General features: G+C 63.0%; 19 protein-coding genes. 15 read left to right on the forward strand and 4 right to left on the reverse strand.

Annotation, left to right across the window (positions count from 1 at the left end; translation table 11 throughout):
* Positions 1-107 precede the first annotated feature (107 nt).
* From HS961_RS14550 to HS961_RS14565, 4 genes are all read left to right on the forward strand, one after another.
* Positions 108-737, forward strand: a complete 630-nt coding sequence (locus HS961_RS14550; RefSeq protein WP_182323153.1) for a DUF2889 domain-containing protein — start codon at positions 108-110, stop codon at positions 735-737.
* Between the two features lie 457 nt (positions 738-1194).
* Positions 1195-2178: a TRAP transporter substrate-binding protein gene (locus HS961_RS14555; RefSeq protein ID WP_182323155.1), complete on the forward strand. Its 984-nt coding sequence runs from the start codon at positions 1195-1197 to the stop codon at positions 2176-2178.
* Positions 2179-2266: 88 nt separating this feature from the next.
* On the forward strand, positions 2267-2773 hold the full coding sequence (locus HS961_RS14560) for a TRAP transporter small permease (RefSeq protein ID WP_182323157.1): 507 nt from the start codon (positions 2267-2269) through the stop codon (positions 2771-2773).
* Positions 2766-4061: a TRAP transporter large permease gene (locus HS961_RS14565; protein ID WP_182323159.1), complete on the forward strand. Its 1296-nt coding sequence runs from the start codon at positions 2766-2768 to the stop codon at positions 4059-4061. Before HS961_RS14560 ends, HS961_RS14565 begins: the two co-directional genes overlap by 8 nt.
* Before the next feature lie 74 nt (positions 4062-4135).
* On the opposite strand, the gene HS961_RS14570 is transcribed toward HS961_RS14565, so the two are convergent.
* The 3 genes from HS961_RS14570 to HS961_RS14580 all read right to left on the reverse strand — a co-directional run bounded on the left by HS961_RS14570 (position 4136) and on the right by HS961_RS14580 (position 7152).
* Positions 4136-5026: a LysR family transcriptional regulator gene (locus HS961_RS14570; RefSeq protein WP_182323161.1), complete on the reverse strand. Its 891-nt coding sequence runs from the start codon at positions 5024-5026 to the stop codon at positions 4136-4138.
* 84 nt (positions 5027-5110) lie between these two features.
* Positions 5111-6514 carry a D-serine/D-alanine/glycine transporter gene (gene cycA / locus HS961_RS14575; protein WP_182323163.1) on the reverse strand — a complete coding sequence of 468 codons (1404 nt, stop codon included), beginning with the start codon at positions 6512-6514 and terminating at the stop codon, positions 5111-5113.
* A gap of 131 nt (positions 6515-6645) precedes the next feature.
* Complete coding sequence (locus HS961_RS14580) at positions 6646-7152, reverse strand: DUF6630 family protein (RefSeq protein ID WP_182323165.1); 507 nt, start codon at positions 7150-7152, stop codon at positions 6646-6648.
* Positions 7153-7453: 301 nt separating this feature from the next.
* On the opposite strand from HS961_RS14580, the gene HS961_RS14585 reads away from it, so the two are divergent.
* The 5 genes from HS961_RS14585 to mmsB all read left to right on the forward strand — a co-directional run bounded on the left by HS961_RS14585 (position 7454) and on the right by mmsB (position 12227).
* Entirely contained in the window at positions 7454-8977 is a 1524-nt protein-coding gene (locus HS961_RS14585; protein WP_182323167.1) for a CoA-acylating methylmalonate-semialdehyde dehydrogenase, read from the forward strand.
* Between the two features lie 62 nt (positions 8978-9039).
* Positions 9040-9465: a lysozyme inhibitor LprI family protein gene (locus HS961_RS14590; protein ID WP_182323169.1), complete on the forward strand. Its 426-nt coding sequence runs from the start codon at positions 9040-9042 to the stop codon at positions 9463-9465.
* Positions 9466-9569: 104 nt separating this feature from the next.
* Positions 9570-10736: an acyl-CoA dehydrogenase family protein gene (locus HS961_RS14595; RefSeq protein ID WP_182323171.1), complete on the forward strand. Its 1167-nt coding sequence runs from the start codon at positions 9570-9572 to the stop codon at positions 10734-10736.
* Positions 10737-10763: 27 nt separating this feature from the next.
* The gene (locus HS961_RS14600) at positions 10764-11255 is read left to right on the forward strand and encodes a TfoX/Sxy family protein (protein WP_182323173.1); all 492 of its coding nucleotides are present in this window, start codon (positions 10764-10766) and stop codon (positions 11253-11255) included.
* 72 nt (positions 11256-11327) lie between these two features.
* Positions 11328-12227 carry a 3-hydroxyisobutyrate dehydrogenase gene (gene mmsB, locus HS961_RS14605; protein ID WP_182323175.1) on the forward strand — a complete coding sequence of 300 codons (900 nt, stop codon included), beginning with the start codon at positions 11328-11330 and terminating at the stop codon, positions 12225-12227.
* A 22-nt stretch (positions 12228-12249) separates the two neighbouring features.
* Here the strand turns inward: mmsB and HS961_RS14610 are convergent, their stop codons facing one another.
* Complete coding sequence (locus HS961_RS14610) at positions 12250-13512, reverse strand: glutamate carboxypeptidase (protein ID WP_182323177.1); 1263 nt, start codon at positions 13510-13512, stop codon at positions 12250-12252.
* A 165-nt stretch (positions 13513-13677) separates the two neighbouring features.
* On the opposite strand from HS961_RS14610, the gene mnmC reads away from it, so the two are divergent.
* The 6 genes from mnmC (at position 13678) to HS961_RS14640 (ending at position 21116) form a co-directional block, all read left to right on the forward strand.
* Positions 13678-15681 carry an FAD-dependent 5-carboxymethylaminomethyl-2-thiouridine(34) oxidoreductase MnmC gene (mnmC, locus tag HS961_RS14615; protein ID WP_182323179.1) on the forward strand — a complete coding sequence of 668 codons (2004 nt, stop codon included), beginning with the start codon at positions 13678-13680 and terminating at the stop codon, positions 15679-15681.
* Positions 15682-15910: 229 nt separating this feature from the next.
* A complete protein-coding gene (locus HS961_RS14620) occupies positions 15911-17689 on the forward strand; it encodes a nitrite/sulfite reductase (protein WP_182323181.1) in 1779 nt (592 codons plus the stop codon).
* 18 nt (positions 17690-17707) lie between these two features.
* Positions 17708-18109, forward strand: a complete 402-nt coding sequence (locus HS961_RS14625) for a DUF934 domain-containing protein (RefSeq protein WP_182323183.1) — start codon at positions 17708-17710, stop codon at positions 18107-18109.
* Positions 18106-18744, forward strand: coding sequence for a phosphoadenosine phosphosulfate reductase family protein (locus tag HS961_RS14630; protein WP_182323185.1), 639 nt, complete (start codon positions 18106-18108; stop codon positions 18742-18744). Before HS961_RS14625 ends, HS961_RS14630 begins: the two co-directional genes overlap by 4 nt.
* Before the next feature lie 60 nt (positions 18745-18804).
* The gene (gene cysD / locus HS961_RS14635) at positions 18805-19737 is read left to right on the forward strand and encodes a sulfate adenylyltransferase subunit CysD (protein ID WP_182323187.1); all 933 of its coding nucleotides are present in this window, start codon (positions 18805-18807) and stop codon (positions 19735-19737) included.
* A complete protein-coding gene (locus tag HS961_RS14640) occupies positions 19737-21116 on the forward strand; it encodes a sulfate adenylyltransferase subunit 1 (RefSeq protein WP_182323189.1) in 1380 nt (459 codons plus the stop codon). The genes cysD and HS961_RS14640 overlap by 1 nt, the downstream gene beginning before the upstream one ends.
* Positions 21117-21128: the final 12 nt, after the last annotated feature.

The raw sequence follows: 21128 nt of genomic DNA on the forward strand, positions 1-21128 counted from the left end.
AGTCGCATAGTGATCAGCACTGTTGGCATGGCAGCGCAGCCCCATTGCGCCGTCTGCACCAAACCGGGTCATTCATAAAAACCAATCCCACCGCGACATCCTCTCCCATGCCTTTGTCCCCCGTCCCCAACCGAGTCCCTAAACATTTGCGTGATGTGCGTTACCGCAGCTTCGAGCGCGAGGATGGGCTATGGGATGTGGAGGGTGAGCTGGTGGATACCAAGGCCTATGACCTGGTGCTGTCCGGCGAGCGCAAGCGCAAAGCCGGAGAGCCCATTCACCATATGTGGATTCGCTGTACCATTGATACAACACTTACAGTTGTGGCCATCGAGGTGGCCATGGATGCCCACCCGCTCGGCGAGTGCCCCCTGGCCCTGCCTGCGATGCAGAAAATGGTGGGCTGCTGCATGGCCCGGGGGTGGCGCAAGGCCATTGAGGCCAACCTGGGCAACATTGAGGGCTGCACCCACATGCGAGAGCTGCTGTTCAACATGGCCACCGCCGCTTTCCAGAGCGTGAACCAGGCCTTCGCCCGGCCTCAATCGGACCAGCCACCCCGCCATCTGGGGCAGTGCAAGGGCTGGGATTTCAATGGCGCAGGTGTGGCCACCATCTACCCCCAGTTTGTCGGTTGGCAGGCTACCAAGCCAGTCGGCACCGGCGCTGCAGCGGTGGCAACCACTAGCGATAGCGCGGCGGACAAGCCCGCAACGGGCAGCTCCAGCGAGGGCTGATCGACCGCCCGGCCACCTATGTTTATTCACTGAACCTACTGCCTCAAAACATCAGCTGAAGAGAACCGTCCGCGATGCCAAAGCCTGCTTAACGCAGGCTTTTTGTCGTCCGCAATGGCGATCGGTACCGGCTTGCAAGCGGTGCTCAGTCTGCACATTACCGAATAATCCTAGTATTAACCCTAGGTCATTAGAGCGGCAAAAATAATGGGCGTGTTCATTCAAAACTAAAAATCGTTGAACAATTTCTAATATCACACCCCACAAACGAATCTTTGAAACCTACAAAATTTAATTATTGTTGAAACCCCGTATAGCGCTGCATTGCAATAAATGTTAATTTTGGCAAGCAATTCACCAGCATAGCAGCTGCCATTAATGCACGCGCTGTGGCTGTTGATCGTATTCATCCCGGGCAGCATCCGCTGCGCCATATTTCCCTCAAGAAGGAGCCGTCATGAAGCGTCGAGTTTTTTGTGCCACCGCCACCCTGGTTGCCAGCATGGGGTTTGCTGCCGCAGCCGCTGCCCAAACCAAATGGGATTTCGCCACGGCGTATGCGCCATTCAACTTCCACTCCAAGAACAATGAACAGTTCGTCAAGGACGTGGACGCTGCCACCAGCGGCAAGCTCAAGATCACTCCCCACTTTGGTGCATCGCTTTTCAAAATGCCCGAAATCAAGCGCGCCGTGCAAACCGGTAATGCGCAGATGGGTGAGTTCTTTCTGGTGAGCTTCCAGAACGAATCGCAAATCTTTGGCGTAGATGGCTTGCCCTTCCTCGTCAACAACTACGACGACGCCTACAAGCTCTACCAAGCCCAAAAGCCCGCGCTGCAAAAGCTGCTGGACAAGCAAGGCCAAGTCTTGCTGTATTCGGTGGCCTGGCCACCCCAAGGCATCTACACCAAGAAGCCGATCAACTCGGTCGCTGACCTCAAGGGCATGAAGTGGCGCGTCTACTCGCCCACCACCGCCCGCATTGGCGAGCTGATTGGCGCGCAACCCGCCACCGTGCAAGAGGCTGAACTGTCCCAGGCCCTGGCCACCGGCGTGGTCGATGGCCTGATCACCTCCAGCGCAACCGGTGCCGACAACAAGCTGTTCGAGAACCTGAAGTACTACTACAACGTGCAGGCCTGGATCCCCAAGAATGCCGTGACCGTCAGCAAGAAGGCGTTCAACGCGCTGGGTAAGCCCGAGCAGGAAGCGGTGCTGAAGGCGGCCGCTGCTGCGGAAGAGCGCGGCTGGAAGGAATCCAAGGAAGTGGATGCCAAGTCGCTGGCCACCTTGAAGCAAGGCGGCATGAGCATCGAGCTGCCATCGGCCCAGCTCAAGGCTGACCTGGCCAAGGTGGGTGAGACAGTGGTCAAGGAATGGACCGACAAGGCCGGCGCCGAAGGCAAGGCCATTCTGGACGCCTACAAGGCCGCCAAGTAATCCATGGCCCACGCTGTGCAGCTTGGTGCAAGCCCCGTGCTTGAACCGGCTGCACAGTCCGCAACCTTTACTGCTTTGAATGACAAGCATGCGCAAGCTATTAAATGGACTGTATGACGCCTCTGCCTGGTTGGCAGGGCTGTCGATGATCGGCATCCTGGTGATGGTGCTGCTCACCGTGGTGAGCCGCCTGATCGGCTTCAGTGCCCCTGGCACCGATGCCTATGCCGGCTATGCCATGGCCGGAGCGGGCTTTATGGCCCTGGCCAGCACCCTTAAAAAAGGCGAGCACATCCGTGTGACCTTGCTACTGGGTGCGCTCAAAGGCGCTGCCCTCAAAACCATGGAGGTGATTGCGCTAGTGATCGCCACCATCCTTTCGGGCTTTTTGGCGTTTTACTCCGCGCGTCTGGTCTGGCAATCCTGGGAGATCGACGACATCTCCGTGGGCATGGACGCCTCGCCGCTGTGGATTCCGCAACTTTTTATGGCACTGGGTACCCTGGTGTTTTTTATCGCCTTTTGCGACGAGCTGGTACTGGAGCTGACAGGCAAACGCCAGGCTGTGGTCAAAGAGGACGCCCACCATGAATGAAATTACCGCCAGCATTGCGCTGATCGTGGTGCTGCTGGCCCTGTTGGGCGGCGGCGTCTGGGTGGGTCTGACCTTGGCCGGGGTGGCCTGGTTTGGCATGGAGTTCTTCACCGCCCGCGCGGCTGGGGACGCGATGGCGATGACCATCTGGGGCTCATCCAGCAGCTGGACCCTGACGGCCCTGCCGCTGTTCGTCTGGATGGGTGAGATTCTCTACCGCACCAACCTGTCAGAGAGCATGTTCCGTGGCCTCGCGCCCTGGGTCAACCTGCTGCCTGGTCGCCTGCTGCATACCAATGTGATCGGCTGCACGATTTTTGCAGCGGTGTCCGGCTCTTCGGCGGCTACTTGCGCCACCGTGGGCAAGATGAATGTGCCTGAGCTGATGAAGCGCGGTTACCCCGAGAACATGGTCATCGGCTCCCTGGGCGGCCCGGCCACCCTGGGCCTGCTGATTCCGCCATCGATCATTCTGATCGTCTACGGTGTGGCGGCAGAGATGTCGATCTCCAAGCTGTTCATGGCCGGCGTGCTGCCCGGCATCATGCTGGCGCTGATGTTCAGCGGCTGGATCATCGTCTGGTCCCTGCTCAACCCCAGCAAGATCCCCAAGGCCGATGGCACGATGAGCTTCAAGCAAAAGCTCTATGAGTCGCGCCACCTGATCCCGGTGGTGCTGCTGATCGCCTCGGTGATCGCCAGCATCTACTCGGGCATTGCGACCGCCACCGAAGCCGCTGCGATTGGCGTGCTGGGCTCGTTGATACTGTCTGCCGCGCAGGGTGCATTGACCTGGAAGAACTTCAAGGATTCGCTGTTCGGTGCCACGCGCCTCTACTGCATGATCGCCTTGATTCTGGCCGGTGCCTCGTTCATGACCCTGTCGATGGGCTATATCGGCCTGCCACGCCAGCTGGCCGAGTTCGTTGGCAGCCTGAACCTGTCGCCTGCGATGCTGATCGTTGTGCTGGGTATCTTCTACATCCTGATTGGCTGTTTCCTGGATGGCATCTCCACCATCGTGCTGACCATGGGTGTGGTGCTGCCGATCATCCAGGCGGCCGGTATCGATCCGCTGTGGTTCGGCATTTTCCTGGTGATCACCGTGGAGACTGCGCAGATCACGCCACCCGTGGGCTTTAACCTGTTTGTGCTGCAAAGCATGACGGGCAAGCAGATCACCTACCTGGCCCGTGTCTGCGCGCCCTACTTTGTGCTGATGGTGATGGCCTTGGCGATTCTCTGGTTCTTCCCCGAGATCGTGACCGTGCTGCCGAACAACATGTAAACCTCGCGTTGATCCGCTACGAACCGGCTGCTTAGGCAGCCGGTTTTTTTCGCCTGCCTCAGCGCGGTACTACATCAACACATCAGCAACGCCTGCTGCTCCTGCACCGTGCCCTGCAAAAAGCGCCAGACGACCTGGATACCGGGCAGCGAGCGCAGCTCCGGCGGCATCGACATCCAGAAAGTGCGGGTGAACTGCGCATGCTCGGGCAGCACGCGCTGCAGCAAAGGGTCCTTGTCGGCCAGAAAGCCCGGCAGCACGCCCAGGCCCGCGCCGGTGCGCACGGCGGTGTACTGCGCCAAGATGCTGGTGCTGCGAAAGCTGAAGCGCTGGGGCGCGCTCAGGCTGTCGAGAAACTGCAGCTCTTTGGTGAACAGCTGGTCATCCACATAGTGCACAAAACGGTGGCTGGCCAGGCCCTCGGTCGAGGTTATCAGCGGGTGGCGGGCTAGGTATTCGCGCTGGCCATACAGGTACAACCGGTACTCGGTCAGGCGGCTGGTCACAACGGTATCGCGCACGGGGCGATCGAGCGAGATGACGATATCGGCCTCGCGGCGCGAGAGCTGCAGCATGCGCGGCACGGCCAGCAGGTCGATGGTCAGCAAGGGATAGCGCTGGGCCAGCAAGGCCAGGTGTTTGGCCAGCACCTGGGTGCCAAAGCCTTCGGTGACGCCAATGCGCACCACGCCGCTAGGCGTCTCAGAACTCTGGCTGGCGGCGATGGGGGCGATGCCACGCGCAATCTGGTCCATGGCCTCGGCGCGCGGCTGCAGCTGGCGGCCGGCATCGGTCAGCTTGTAGCCGCTGCCCTCGCGGGTGAACAAGGTGGCGCCGAGCTGCTTTTCCAGCGCCTGGATGCGGCGCGACACCGTCGTGTGCTCCACGCCCAGCGCCTTGGCCGCACCCACCAGGGTGCCCGCCTGCACCAAGGCCCAGAAAAAGCGCAAATGATCCCAATCCATGCCAGCCCCTTGTCGATGTTGCACAGCATTATTGTGCAAATTTGCAACATTGGGGCGGCAGACCAGGAGGCGGACTGTCTCCTATCAGGCGCGTTGTGCGCGCTTGCGTTGCCAGGCGTAAGCCAGGCCCAGCAGCACAAACCAGGCGGGGGTGGCGATCAGCGCCTGGCGGGTGTCCAGCTCCAGGGTAAGCAGCACCAGCACGGCGGCAAAGAACGCCAGGCAGGCCCAGCACATAAACACACCACCGGGCATACGGTAGTTGGATGTGCGGTGCAGCTCTGGCCGCTGCTTGCGGTAGCTGATATAGGACAGCAGGATCAGCGACCAGACAAACATGAAGAGGATGGCCGAGACGGTGGTCACCAGGGTGAAGGCTTCGACCAGATTGGGGATGAGCCACATCGTCACGGCACCGCCCATCAGGCAGACGCAAGAGAACAGCAGGCCGCGCGAAGGCACGCTGCTGGCTGAGAGCTTGCCAAAGGCACGCGGTGCGTCGCCCTTGAGCGCCAGCCCAAAGAGCATGCGGCTGGTCGAGAACACGCCGCTATTGGCAGACGAGGCGGCGGAGGTCAGCACCACAAAATTGATCACGCTGGCCGCTGCGGGCAGGCCAGCCAGCACAAACAGCTCGACAAAGGGGCTCTTGCTGGGCACCACATCGCGCCATGGGGTCACCGCCATGATGGCGATCAGCGCGCAGACGTAGAAGATGATGATGCGAATCGGGATCGAGTTGATCGCGCGCGGCAGCGTGCGGTGCGGGTCCTTGGCCTCGGCGGCGGTGGTGCCCACCAGCTCAATCCCGACAAAGGCAAACACCGCTATCTGGAAGCCGGCAAAAAAGCCCATCGCCCCATGGGGGAAGAGCCCCCCATCGTTCCAGAGGTTGGCGATGCTGGCCTGGCGCCCGGACGGCGAGCTAAAACCGGTGCTGACCATGTAGAGGCCCGTGCCCACCAGGGCCACAATCGCCACAATCTTGATCATCGCAAACCAGAACTCGACCTCGCCAAACAGCTTGACGGTCAGCAGGTTGAGCGACAGCAGCAAGGCCACGCAGGCGATCGCCGGTGCCCACTGCGGCAGATCCGGCCACCAGAACTGGGCATAGGCCGAGATCGCAATCACATCGGCAATGCCGGTGATGATCCAGCAGAACCAGTAGGTCCAACCGGTAAAGAAGCCGGCCCAGGGGCCCAGCAGGTCATCCGAGAAATCGATGAAGGACTTGTACTGCAGGTTGGACAGCAGCAGCTCGCCCATCGCCCGCATCACAAAGAACAGCATGATGCCGATGATGGCGTAGACAAGGACGATGGAGGGGCCCGCCAGGCTGATGGTTTTGCCCGAGCCCATGAAGAGCCCTGTGCCGATGGCGCCACCGATGGCGATCAGCTGGATATGGCGGTTGCTGAGATTGCGTTGGAGATCATCGGTGCCAGGCTCGGCCCCCGATTGCTCCGCTGGGGCCTGTTTGCTCATGGGATGACGCGCAGTAGGTTAGCGAAAAAAGAGGTGCGGCCTCCGTGCTGTAGCCCGGACGCACCGCAAAGGTGCGCAAGGATAAAACAGGGTCTGGACTAAAAGTTCCAAAAGGTTATTCTGTTGCGCAACTAATTGTGCAAAGCCACCAGTTTTCCGCCTACGCGCTGTGCCAATGCCTGCAAAGGCGCGACAGCGCTGGTTTCCAATACAGACAGCGGATAACTATCGCTATCAATGTCGAAACAGACCAAATCCAGGTTCTGGCTGCGCAGGTAGTCGCCCGCTTCCTGCAAGGCCTCATGGTTCAGCGCTTTGCTGCGTGCCAGCGCCTGCCAGTCCAAACCACGCAGTTGCACCGTTTGCAGCTGCTGCAGCGCCCAGATGGCGTCGTCCATGTTCAGCTTCCAGTCCAGCTCGAAGTTCTGCCTGCGGCGCTGCAGGCCCTCGACCAGTGCCAGCCACGGCGTCACATGCTCAGCCTCGTCCATCCCCCGGTTGACCAGGTCATCGGCAAAGCGATCGAGGTACTGCGCTGGCTGCTCGATGGCCTGCCGCACCTCGCCCCACAGCTCCTCCCTATCCTCCAAGGCCAGCGCCTGGCCGAGGGCCATGCACAAGGCCTGCCAATCGTCCATCGTCGGCTCGGTTGCTGGCTCCGGCGCAAGCGCGGATGCGGAGTGTGCGTCTTGCACAGGCGGCTTGGCGCCCAACAGCTGAGCAATTCTGTCCAACCAACCCATGCCGGTCTCCTCGTTACAAGCGATCAAAACAGTATGCACCAGGCAGCCAGAAGGCAACTGCCTGTGCAACCCCGCACAGCCATGTGCAGCCAACCGCTTGCCTGGGCGAATGCGCACATCTACCATGGGCATCAACGGTAGCTTGCCCGCTGGCAGCCTGCCGCCGCTCGTTACCCAAGATATTCTGGAGACAAACATGAACGCACCGCAATCCACCAGCACCTTGGCGCCCACCGTCAAGCTGTTGATCAACGGCCAGTTGGTCGAATCCAAGACCACACAATGGCGCGACGTCGTCAACCCTGCGACGCAGCAGGTGCTGGCCCGTGTGCCTTATGCCACGCCGGAAGAAATCAACGCCGCAGTGGCCAATGCCAAGGAAGCGTTCAAAACCTGGAAGAAGACGCCGATCGGCGCGCGCGCCCGCATCTTCCTCAAGCTCCAGCAGCTGATCCGCGAAAACATGAAAGAGCTGGCCGCCATCCTGACGGCCGAGCAAGGCAAGACCCTGCCTGATGCCGAAGGCGATGTCTTCCGTGGCCTCGAAGTGGTGGAGCATGCGGCCAATATCGGCTCCCTGCAGCTGGGTGAGCTGGCCAACAATGTGGCTAATGGGGTTGACACCTATACCTTGAACCAGCCTCTGGGTGTGTGCGCTGGCATCACCCCCTTTAACTTCCCGGCGATGATCCCGCTGTGGATGTTCCCGATGGCCATTGCGACCGGCAATACCTTTGTGCTCAAGCCCTCCGAGCAAGACCCGATGGTCACCATGCGCCTGTGCGAGTTGGCGCTGGAAGCCGGTGTGCCGCCTGGCGTGCTGAACGTGATCCACGGCGGCGAAGACGCCGTCAATGCCATCTGCGACCACCCCGATATCAAGGCGATCAGCTTTGTTGGCTCGACCAAGGTGGGCACCCATGTCTACAACCGCGCATCGCTGAACGGCAAGCGCGTGCAATGCATGATGGGCGCCAAGAACCACGCCATCGTGCTGCCGGACTGCAACAAGGAGCAGTCGCTCAACGCGCTGGCAGGCGCCGCATTTGGTGCCGCGGGTCAGCGCTGCATGGCCTTGTCGGTGGTGGTGCTGGTGGGCGAGGCCCAAAAATGGATCCCTGACCTGGTCGCCAAGGCCAAGACCCTGAAGGTGTCGGCCGGCACCGAGTCCGGCACCGATGTGGGCCCGGTCGTGTCCTGCCAGGCGCTGTCGCGGGTGGAAAGCCTCATCGAGCGCGGCATTGCCGATGGCGCCAAGCTGGAGCTGGATGGCCGCAAGCCGTCGGTCTCCGGTTTCGAGAAGGGCAACTTTGTCGGCCCTACCGTGTTCTCCGGCGTCAAGCCCGGCATGGCCGTGTATGACCAGGAAGTGTTTGGCCCGGTGCTCTGCATTGCCGAAGCGGCCGATATTGATGAAGCCATTGCCTTTATCAACGCCAACCCGAATGGCAACGGCACGGCCATCTTCACGCAAAGCGGCGCCGCTGCGCGCAAGTTCCAGGAAGAGATCGATGTCGGCCAGATCGGCATCAATGTGCCTATCCCTGTGCCGGTGCCGCTGTTCTCGTTCACCGGCAGCCGTGCGTCCAAGCTCGGCGATCTGGGCCCCTACGGCAAGCAAGTGGTGATGTTCTACACGCAAACCAAGACGGTCACGGCCCGCTGGTTTGACGACAGCACCATCTCGCATGGCGTCAACACCACCATCAGCCTGAAGTAAGCGCAAGGCACCGGCGGCCCCATTGGCGGGCAGCCGGTGTTTTTGCGGCGATGATGGCAGCTATGCCTATCTCCTTCGCATCCCGCCCAGCGCTGCTGGCTCTGTTTTTTGCAGCCTCGGCTGCCCTTGCGCCGCAGACGGTGCTTGCCCAGGCAGGCGCCGCCTGCGTGAGCGGGGGCAGCACCGAGCAAACCAATGCCTGCGCCGTGCAGGCCTTTCAGCAAGCCGATACCGACAACAACATCCTGTATGGCGATGTCATGCGCATTCTCTCGGCCCACGAACGCCCGGCGTTGCGCCGCGACCAGAATGAGTGGATTCGGCAGCGCGCTGCTACCTGCAAAAAGCAGCAGGCCGCGCACGAGGCCCAGCCCGACTGGACGCGCCGCTACCACGAATGCCTGGTGGCCGAGATTGGCAAGCGCCGGCAGGAGTTGATGGTCTGGCTGCATGAAGGCCCGCCTGCCCAGGCTCTGCAAAAACCATAGCCCGCCGTGTTGCTGCCGCAGAGCAGCCGCCCTATTAAAAAACAAAAACTGCAGTGCCTGGCCCTAGTCCCGGCACCCACGCAGAAGAGACAGGAGACAAGCCCATGGATTTCGAGCTATCAGAAGACCAGCGCGCCTTTGCCGATACCGCACGCGCCTTTGCCCAAGCGGAACTGGCCCCGCATGCCGCGCACTGGGATGCCGAAGCCGTCTTCCCCCGCGAAGCCATCGCCAAGGCCGGCGAGCTAGGCTTTTGCGGACTGTATGCGCCAGAGAACGCCGGCGGCCTGGCGCTGCCCCGGCTCGATGCGACGCTGGTGTTTGAAGAGTTGGCTGCCGTCGACCCGTCAACCACCGCCTTTATCACCATCCACAACATGGCCACCTGGATGCTGGGCACCTGGGCGAGCGATGCAGTTCGCGACGAATGGGGCGCGCAGCTGACCAGCGGCCAAAAACTGGCCAGCTACTGCCTGACCGAGCCCGGTGCCGGCTCGGACGCCGCCTCGCTCAAGACCCGGGCTGAATTAGTAGGCCATGACTACATCATCAACGGCAGCAAGGCCTTTATCAGCGGGGCCGGCGCCACCGACATGCTGGTGCTGATGGCCCGCACTGGCGATGCGCAATCGGGCGCCTCCGGTATCAGCGCCTTTGCGGTGCCCGCGCACCTAGATGGCATCAGCTACGGCAAGAAGGAAGAAAAAATGGGCTGGAACAGCCAGCCCACCCGCACGATCAGCTTTGACAATGTGCGCATTCCCGCCAGCCACCTGCTGGGCCGCGAGGGCGAAGGCTTCAAGATTGCGATGAAGGGGCTGGATGGTGGCCGCATCAATATCGCCACCTGTTCGGTAGGCGCTGCCCAGGGCGCGCTGGCCCAAGCGCAGCGCTATATGCAAGAGCGCAAGCAGTTTGGCAAGCCGATTGCCAGCTTTCAGGCACTGCAGTTCAAGCTGGCCGATATGGCCACCGAGCTTGTCGCCGCGCGCCAGATGGTGCGCCTGGCCGCCAGCAAGCTCGATGCCGGCGCGCCCGATGCCTCCACCTACTGCGCGATGGCCAAGCGTTTTGCGACCGATGCCGGCTTCAACGTCTGCAACGATGCGCTGCAGCTGCATGGCGGCTACGGCTATATCCGCGAGTACCCGCTGGAGCGCCTGCTGCGCGATGCCCGCGTACACCAGATTCTGGAAGGCACCAACGAGATCATGCGGGTCATCATCGCCCGGCGCATGCTCGATGGCGATGCGCCAGACGCCATCCGCTGATCGATTCACCTTCCTGCAAGCCCAGACATGCCCCGACGCCCTTTAGACCCCGAAACCCTGCGCCTCATCGATGCCGTGCGCCTGGCGCTGGCCGAGCAAGCCGTGGGCGTCTCGGTGGAAGAGAAAACCATGTTCGGCTGCCATGTGTTCATGGTGGACGGCAAGATGTGCCTGGGCGTGGAGAACGATGAGCTGCTGGTGCGCCTCGCACCCGAAACCCATGCCCAGGTGGCAGAAGTGCCGGGCCTGCGCCCGCTGTCCTCCAAGGGCCTGATGGACGGCTATTTTTTGGTCGGCCCCGCCGCCTATGCCACGCGTGAGGCCTGGCAGCGCTGGATTGACGGGGCGCTGGCATTTAACCCGCGCGCCAAGGCCACACCGAAGAAAAAACCCAAAGCAGCCCCAGCAGATCCAACAGCCAAGCCCACGAGAAAAGCAAAAACCGCTAAGACAGCAGACAAAGCGGCCCCAGCGCCGACGGCCCGCAAACGCCATAGCGTTTTTGACAGCGATCTCTAAGCGCTACCGCTAAATGTCGCTGGATATATCTAACAACGATCCCTCGCAATAACACCCTCAAGGAGACAAACCATGGCAAATATCGCATTTATCGGTCTGGGCAATATGGGCGCGCCCATGGCCATCAACCTGGCCAAAGCCGGCCACCAGGTCCGTGCTTTTGACCTGAGCCGCGAGGCAGTGGCCAAGGTAGTGGCAGAAGGCGGCAGCGCAGCGACCAGCGCCCAGGAGGCCGTAGAAGGCGCCGAGGTGGTGGTCAGCATGCTGCCCGCCAGCCAACATGTCGAAGGCCTGTTTCTGGGCCACGGCGGCCAGGCGGGCCTGCTGCAGGGCATGGCCAAGGGCGCACTGATTATCGACAGCTCCACCATTGCAGCAGCGACCAGCCAGAAAGTGGCCAAGGCCGCGCAAGCGCTGGGCATCGGCTTTATCGATGCACCGGTCTCCGGCGGCACCGGCGGCGCGATTGCCGGCAGCCTGACTTTTATGGTCGGCGGCAGCGCGGCGGACCTGGAGCGGGCCCGCCCGCTGCTGGAGAAAATGGGCAAAAACATCTTCCACGCCGGTGATGTGGGTGCGGGCCAGACGGCCAAAATCTGCAACAACATGCTGCTGGGCATCTTGATGGTCGGCACCAGCGAAGCGATTGCGCTGGGTGTTGCCAATGGACTGGACCCCAAGGTGCTCAGCGAGATCATGCGCCGCAGCTCGGGCGGCAACTGGGCGCTGGAGGTCTACAACCCATTCCCCGGCGTGCAAGAAGCCAGCGCCGCCACACGTGGCTACACCGGCGGCTTTGGCACTGACCTGATGCTCAAGGACCTGGGCCTGGCGCAAGAAAGCGCCATGACCGTGAAGGCCAGCACCCCGCTGGGCGGCATGGCGCGCCAGCTGTATGCGGCGCACAGCATTGCCGGCCATGGGGCGGAGGACTTTTCCAGCGTCATCAAGATGCTGCAGAAAAAGGGCTGATTTCCAAACCGGAGCTAAGCGATCAGGGTGCAGTCGCCGGCTCCGACAGCGCCATCACCATGCGCGCCACCAGGTAGAGGCGCGGCGCAATGCAGTCCAGTAGGATGTATTCGCCATACAGGTCATGCGCGCCATAGCCGCAAACGCCCATGCCCTCCACCACCCCGCCCCGGGTGTTGAGGGCGGCAAACGCGGCATCGGTGCCGCCGCCCAGCGCCACATCGTTTACATGCAAGGGGATGCCCAGCTCATTCTGGTAAATGGCCTTGGCTTGCGCGGCAATGCGGCGTGCGGCATCGCTGGCCTGCATCGGCGGGCGGCGCAGCTCAAAGCGGGCGGTCACCTTGCTGTCAGGCAGCAGGTGGTTCTTGATCTTTTCCTGCACCGCGTCTTGCAGCGCCTGAAAATCCTGGGCCCGCAGCGCCCGGGCATCCGCCTGCGCCTGCGCATGGGGCGGTATCACATTGCGGGTGGTGCCGGCCTGCGCGACCGTCCAGTTCAGCTTGAGCCCTTGCTCGGGCTGCGACAGATCACGCATCTGCAGCAACTGGTGCGACAGCTCATAGAGGGCATTGACGCCTGCCTCCGGCTTGGCCCCGGCGTGGGACGATTTACCCTGCACCTCTAAAAACATCGCGCCAATGCCGCTGGTCGCCAGGTGCAGCGTCCCCTGCAGGCCACCGCTCTCGAACGAGAAAATGGCATCCTGGTCGCGCGCCAGCGCCGTGATCTGCCGCCTTGAGCCCGGCGAGCTGATCTCCTCATCGCTGTTGAACAGCACGGTGATCTCGCCAAAGGCGTCGTAGCCTAGCTTTTGCAGCATCGCAATGCTGTGCAGCACCAGCGCCACGCCCTGCTTTTCGTCTTCCACCCCCAGGCCATAGGCGCGGTTGCCTTCGATGCGGAAAGGCTGTTTGGCCAGATCGCCGCGCTGGTAGACGGTGTCCAGGTGGGCAATCATCATGATCCTGGACTGGCCCCGGCCCTTGAACACCGCCTGCACCATCGGGCCCACTTGCTCGGGCGTGTCTTCTAGCCGCACTACATCGGTGGCGGGAATGATCTTCACCTGACCGCCTAGCGCCTTTAACTGGTCGGCCGCCACCTGGGCGATATAGCTCACGCCACCATAGTCGCGGCTGCCGGATTCGACATGCACCAGGTTCTTCAAGGTGGTCAGAAAAGGGGCCTGCTCTGCCTGCGCTGCGTTATGGACGGCGGGCAGTGCTGCAGCCGGCATATCAGCGGCATGGCTGGAAGCGGTGCAGGCAAGGCCCCAGAGCATCCAATGAGACAGAAGAAAACGGGCAGACAATCGAGCAGGCATCCGACCATGATAGCCCGGCATTGATAACAAATTGTCACAGGCCTGCCATCAAACGTGTTCAATCCCGCCCGCTGCGATTGAACTCCCTACAATGCCCAGTCTTTGAGACCTTCTCCGCAAGCCATGACCGAGACCGTGCAATGGATGAACGACGGCACGCCCTACAGCCCGCGCTTTGGTGACCGCTACCACAGCGAGGCAGCGCATGCACTGGCCCAAGCCGAGCAGGTGTTTCTGGCGGGCTGCGGCCTGCCCCTGGCCTGGGCCGGCCAGCCCCAATGGCGTATTTTGGAGACCGGCTTTGGCTTTGGCCTGAACTTTCTCGTGACATGGCACGCCTGGCAAGCCGATCCCGCGCGCCCCGCGTTGCTCCACTTTGCATCGACCGAAGCCTTCCCCGTGTCGGCCGCCGACCTGCTGGCGCAGGCGCGCAAGTTCCCCCATCTGCTGCCCTTGGCGCAGGAGCTGGCGGCCCAATGGTGGGGGCTGCTGCCAGGGGTACATCGCCTGCGGCTTGCCCAGGGCCAAGTGCTGCTCAGCCTATTGATTGGTGACAGCCAGACCATGCTGCGCCAGCAGGCGCTGGTGGCAGACAGCATTTATTTGGACGGCTTCAGCCCTGCCCGCAACCCCGACATGTGGAGCCTGCACACGATCAAAGCGGTAGCACGTTGCGCCCGCCGTGGCACCCAGCTCTCGACCTGGACCATAGCGGCCCAGTTGCGCCGAGATCTGGCGCAATGCGGCTTTGAGGTGCGCAAGGTGCCCGGCACCCCGCCCAAGCGGGACAACCTGCACGCTGTATTTGCCCCCCGCTGGGAGCCCCGAAGCGCGCCGCTGTGGGCCCTGGGGGCGCAGACCTTGCCCGCAGGGTGGGCCAGCGGCGCCCGGCATGTGGCCATCGTCGGCGCCGGCATTGCCGGTGCCGCCTGTGCCCGGCAACTGGCGCTGCGCGGCTGGCAGGTCACCGTGCTGGATGCGGCCAACCACCCTGCTGCTGGCGCCTCCGCGCTGCCGGCCGGTATTTTTGCACCCCACACCAGCAGCGACGACAGCCTGCTCTCGCGCATCACCCGCGCGGGCCAGCGCTGCACCCTGCAATGGGCCGAGCAGTTGCTGCAAGCGGGGGTGGATTGGGACATGACCGGCGTGCTGGAACGCCGCCAGCTGGCCACGCCGAACGACGAAACCGCTGCCCATGGCGATGGCCTGGCAACGGCCGTTGTGCGCCGCGCCGCGCATGAGCGGCCGCCGTCTTGGTCCGGCGATGTGGCAGCGCCCGCTGCCGCCTGGAGCCTGGAAGCCAGCGCCGACCAGCTGCAATCCCAGGGTCTGCCAGCCGATACCCCCGCGCTCTGGCACCCGCGCGGCGGTTGGTTGCGGCCCGCTGCCCTCGTCCATGCCTTGTTGGATCACCCCGGCATCCGCTTTGTAGGTGACGCACAGGTAGATGCGCTCCAGGCGCTGGATGGCGCGTCGCACTGGTCGCTGTGCAATGCCCAAGGCCAGGAACTCGCCCAGGCCGATCTGGTGGTGCTTTGCGCCGGACCCCATTCAGCGAGCATTGGCATCAATGGCCAAGCCCCGCGTGCTGGCCAGGCGCTGCAAACCATTCGCGGCCAGGTCAGCTGGGGGGTCTACCCTGCAGGCCAGGCGCCCATAGTGCGGCATCCGGTCAATGGCCATGGCAGCTGGGTGCCCTACTTTCTGAGCGGCGCCGCTGGCGACGCGGCCTGGGTGATGGGCTCCAGCTTTGAACGGGGCCAGCACCAGCTGCCGCCGACGGCAGAAGATGCCGCTGCCGCCCATGCGGGCAACTGGGCCAAGCTGCGCACCCTGCTCCCCGACGGCTACCGGCCCGATGCCGCAGCCTTTGCCCAGGCCCAGCATTGGGCCCAGCTGCGCTGCGCATCTACCGACCGGCTGCCGCTGGTTGGCCCGCTGCTGCCCGCCACCGCGCTGCCAAGCGGGCTGCTGAGCCCCTGGGTGGCCACAGCCATGGGATCGCGTGGCCTGACCTGGGCGCTGCTGTGCGCCGAGTTGTTGGCCGCCCGCCTGCATGGCGAGCCTTTGCCAGTCTCCAATCCTTTGGCCCTGGCGCTGGCCAGCGACCGTTACTGCCAATAGGCGACCAAGAAGCGGTATAGCGCAGTGGGCGCCTTGCTCGCTGGCGTGCGATATGACATTTAGGCACTAGCATTTGCCATTTTCATATAACTGAATGTCATACAGGACTGAGAAAAAAGTAGTTTGAGTTTATATAAAACTTTTCTACAGTACAACGGAACAGCCCAGCTACGCCGCCATTGGGGCAGCTAGCAACGCAGGGCTTGGTAGCAGCAACTCCCGCACCACGATGTACCAATACACCCCTTTTGATCGCCAGTTTGTCCAGGCCCGAGCCGACCAGTTCCGCGACCAGCTCCAACGCTGGGAAACGGGGCGCTTGAGCGAAGAAGAATTCCGTCCGCTGCGCCTGCAAAACGGCTGGTATGTACAGCGCTACGCCCCCATGCTGCGGGTGGCAGTGCCTTATGGCGAGATCAATGCCGACCAGATCCGCGTGTTGGCCCGCATTGCGCGGGACTACGATGCGCCCGAGGCCGAGATTTACCAGGAAGCGCTGAAGACCCAAGGCGCCATGGGCACCACCTACCTGCCCACCCACTACGCTCACTTCACCACCCGCACCAATGTGCAGTTCAACTGGATTCCGCTGTCCAAGTCCGCCGATGTGATGGACCTGCTGGCCAGCGTCAACCTGCACGGCATTCAGACCAGTGGCAACTGCATCCGCAACACGACCACCGATGCGCTGGCCGGCGTGGCGGTGGATGAGCTGGTGGACCCTCGCCCCTACGCCGAGGTGCTGCGCCAGTGGACCACCTTGCACCCCGAATTCGCCTTCCTGCCGCGCAAGTTCAAGATCGCGATCAGCGGCTCGCAGGAAGACCGCGCCGCCACCGGCTGGCACGATGTGGGCCTGCACCTGACCAAGAACGCGGCCGGTGAGATTGGCTTCAAGGTATTTGTCGGCGGTGGCATGGGCCGCACGCCGGTCATCGGCACCCCCATCCGCGAGTTTTTGCCCTGGAACCAGGTGCTCAACTACATCGAAGCGATCGTGCGCGTCTACAACGAGCGCGGCCGCCGTGACAACAAGTACAAGGCCCGTATCAAGATCCTGGTGAAGGCCGAGGGCCAGGTCTATATCGACTCGGTGGAAGAAGAATTCCGCCAGATCGTCGAAGTCGATGGCGGCCCGCACACCATTCCGCAGGCCGAGTTTGACCGCGTAGCGGCCTGCTTTGTGGCGCCTGACCTTTCAGGCTACCCGCAAGTCAACGCCACCGAAGCCAAGCACCAGCTGACCGAGCAAGGCGCAAGCGAGCCGGCCTTTGGCCGCTGGGTGAGCCGCAATGTGCGCGCCCACCAAAACCCGCAGCTGCGCGCCGTGGTGCTGTCGTTCAAGCGCGTGGGTCAGGCTCCGGGCGATGCCTCGGGCGACCAGCTCGATGCACTGGCCCAGCTGGTGGACCAGTTCTCTGCCGGCGAAGCCCGCGTGACCCATGACCAGAACGTGGTGCTGCCCTGGGTGCATGTCAGCCAGTTGCACGCACTGTGGCTGCAGGCCAAGGCCCTGGGCCTGGCCAGCACCAATGTAGACTTGCTGACCGACATGATCGCCTGCCCTGGCGGTGACCTCTGCGCGCTGGCCAATGCCCGCAGCCTGCCGATTGCCGCCGCCATCACCGAGCGCTACCAGGACCTGGATGAGCTCGACGACATCGGCGATATCGACCTGCATATCAGCGGCTGCATCAACAGCTGCGGCCACCACCACAGCGGCCATATAGGCATTCTGGGCGTCGACAAGGACGGCAAGGAGTGGTACCAGATCACCGTGGGTGGCTCCGATGGCGCCACCTTGTCGGGTGCGCCCCAGGCTGGCAAGGCCATTGGCCCCTCGTTCAGCGCTGCAGAGGTGCCCGGTGTGATCGAAGCCGTGCTGACCGCCTACCGCGACCTGCGCGGCAACGGCGAGCTGTTTATCGACACCGTGCGCCGTGTGGGCCTCGACCCGTTCAAGGAAGCCGGCAAGTCCGCCCGCCTGCCCGAAACCACCGAAGCCTAAGCACGGAGAAGAACAACAATGAGCATTCCCAACGATTTCAAGATTCTGGCCGCCGGCGATCACCAGCCCGCCGCCGAAGGCGACCGCAGCGTGCTGCTGCTGGCCAATGATGCCGATGCGATGCAGGTGGCGCTGGATGGCGTCGAGCGCATTGACCTCGACTTCCCGGCGTTCACCGATGGCCGCGCGTTCAGCCAGGCTTACTTGCTGCGCCGCCGCCGTGGCTTCCAAGGGGAGATCCGTGCGCTGGGCGATGTGCTGATTGACCAGCTGGTGCAGATGCACCGCACCGGTTTCAGCAGCGCGGTGCTGAAAGAAGGCGTGGACGTGGCCGATGCCGCGCGCCAGTTCGAGCGTTTTGCCGGTTTTTACCAAGGCGACGTCGAAGCCAAACCCCATTTTGACCAGGCGGCCGCATGAGCACGACCACGCTGACCCCCGAAGCACTGGCTCGCGTGAATGCAGAGCTGGGCAAGGACGCTGCCGGCCTGGTGCGCTGGGCCCTGTCGCTGGGCCAGACCAGCATCGTCACCACCAATTTCCGCCCCTTTGAAGCCGTGATCCTGCACCTGGTGAGCCAGGTGCGGCCGGATGTGCCGGTGGTCTGGATGGACAACGGCTACAACACCGAGGCCACCTACCGCTTTGCCGACGAGGTGACGCGCCAGCTTAAGCTGAACCTGCAGATCTACCTGCCCCGCCGCTCACGCGCGCACCGTGAGGCCGTCGAAGGCGCCACGCCAGCACTGGACGACCCGCGCCACGCAGCCTTTACCGAAGAGGTAAAGCTGGAGCCCTTTGCCCGCGCGCTGCGCGAGACCCAGCCCCGGGTGTGGTTCACCGCGCTGCGCGCCACCGATACCGCCGTGCGCGCTCAGATGGAGCCGGTCAGCCTGAACCCCGATGGCCTCGTCAAGGTGGCACCGCTGCTGCACTGGTCGTCCAAGGATCTGTACGACTACTGTGAGACGCACGGCCTACCCAACAACTTTGACTACGTGGACCCCACCAAGGGCGAAGACAACCGCGAATGCGGCCTGCACATCGCCCACTGAATGAGCGCCGGCAGCGCGCTTGGCACCCTGCCGCTGCCCGCCTGACAAGAAAGTCTGACTATGAACGCCCGTGTTGAAACCGATGTGCTCAACCACCTGAGCAACCAGCACCTTGATGCATTGGAAGAAGAAACCATCTTCATCCTGCGCGAAGTGGCTGCCGCCTTTGAGCGCCCTGCGCTGCTGTTCTCCGGCGGCAAGGATTCGCTGGTAATGCTCAAATGCGCTGAAAAAGCCTTTGGCGCCGGCCGCATTCCCTACCCCTTGCTGATGATCGACACCGGCCACAACTTCCATGAAGTGACCGATTTCCGCGATCTGCGTGCCCAAGAGCTGGGCGCCGATCTGATTGTGCGCAGCGTTGAAGACTCGATGGCGCGCGGCACCGTGCGCCTGGCCCACCCCGGCGAATCGCGCAATGTGCACCAGTCGGTGACCTTGCTCGAAGCCATTGAAGAGTTCCGCTTTGACGCGCTGATTGGCGGCGCCCGCCGTGACGAAGAAAAAGCCCGCGCCAAGGAACGCATCTTCAGCCACCGCGACAGCTTTGGCCAATGGCAGCCCAAGGCCCAACGCCCGGAGCTCTGGACCCTGTTCAATACCCGCCTGGCCCCCGGCGAGCATTTCCGCGTGTTCCCGATCAGCAACTGGACCGAGCTCGATGTCTGGCAGTACATTGCCCGTGAAAACATCGCATTGCCGAGCCTCTACTATGCCCACCAGCGCGATGTGGTCGAGCGCAAGGGCCTGCTGGTGCCCATCACCCCGCTGACCCCCGCCCGCGAAGGCGAAACCGTCGAGAGCCGCACCGTGCGCTTCCGCACCGTGGGCGACATCACCTGCACCTGCCCGGTCAGCAGCGATGCAGCCTCGGCCGATGACATCGTGCTGGAGACCCTGGCCGCCGATGTGAGCGAGCGTGGCGCCACCCGCATGGACGACAAGACCAGCGATGCCTCGATGGAAAAGCGCAAGAAAGACGGATACTTCTGATGACTACCGATACCCTGGCCAGCGCTGCACGCACCCCCAACGGCAGCAGCCCTGCACACGACAACACCCGCACCGCATCGGCGCTGCGCTTTATCACCTGCGGCTCGGTTGATGATGGCAAATCCACCCTGATCGGCCGCCTGTTGGTGGACAGCAAATCGGTGCTGCAAGACCAGCTCGCCGGCGTGCAACGCAGCGGCGAGACCGACCTGGCCCTGCTCACCGATGGCCTGTCTGCCGAGCGAGAGCAAGGCATCACCATCGATGTGGCCTACCGCTACTTCGCCACCGAAACGCGCAAGTTCATCATTGGCGATGCGCCCGGCCATGAGCAGTACACCCGCAACATGGTGACTGCGGCATCGAGCGCCGACGCCGCCGTGGTGCTGGTGGATGCCACCAAGCTGGACTGGCAAAACCCGCAGCTCGCCTTGCTGCCCCAAACCCGCCGCCACAGCCTGCTGGCCCATTTGCTGCGTGTGAACTCGTTGGTGTTTGCCGTCAACAAGCTCGATGCGGTGGCCGATCCGGCCCTGGCTTTTGCCAACATCCGCAATGCGCTGGCGGCCTTTGCCCAGGCGGCAGGCATCACCGTTGCGGCGACCATCCCCGTCTCGGCCCTGAAGGGCTGGAATGTGGTGACCGCGCACCCCGACTGGGCCGGCTACCAAGGCCCGAGCCTGCTGGAGCTGCTGGAGACGTTGCCCACCACGCCCGCCGACATCGGCCAGCCACTGGCTTTCTCCGTGCAATGGGTCGAGAAATTCTCCGCCTCGGCCGACACCCACCAGGGCCGCCGCATTTTCTGGGGCCGTGTGGGCACCGGCGATGTAGCACCCGGCACCGGCGTGCAGATCCTGCCCAGCGGCCAGCGCGCCACCGTGGCCCAGGTGCTGGACCACACCCGCCAGGCCCTGGCACGCAGTGCAGGCCAAAGCGCCGGCATTGTGCTGGACCGTGAGGTAGATGTCTCGCGCGGTGACTGGATCATTGCGGCCCCGGCAGCGGTTGCAGCGAACGCAGCCGACGATGACTTTGACACCCCCGCCGAACAGGCCGCCTGGCCCGCGACGCGCGAGATCACCGCTACCATCGCCTGGATGGACAACGAGCCGCTGCTGGCCGGCCGGGTGTACTGGGCGCTGCATGGCCGCCGCTGGATCAAGGCCAAGGTGCGCAAGGTGCTGAACCGGCTGGACATCAACACGCTGGAGCGCCAAGACGCAGAGCAGCTCGAACCCAATGCCATCGGCCGGGTCGAGATCACGCTGCAAGAGGCCATCCCAGCAGCGGCCTTTGTGCGCTCGCGCGAGCTGGGCTCGCTGATCCTGGTGGATACCGCCTCGAACAGCACGGCTGCTGCCGTGTTGGTGGAATAAAGCAAGCAGTCC

Source organism: Comamonas piscis, from assembly GCF_014109725.1.
GTDB lineage: Bacteria > Pseudomonadota > Gammaproteobacteria > Burkholderiales > Burkholderiaceae_C > Comamonas > Comamonas piscis.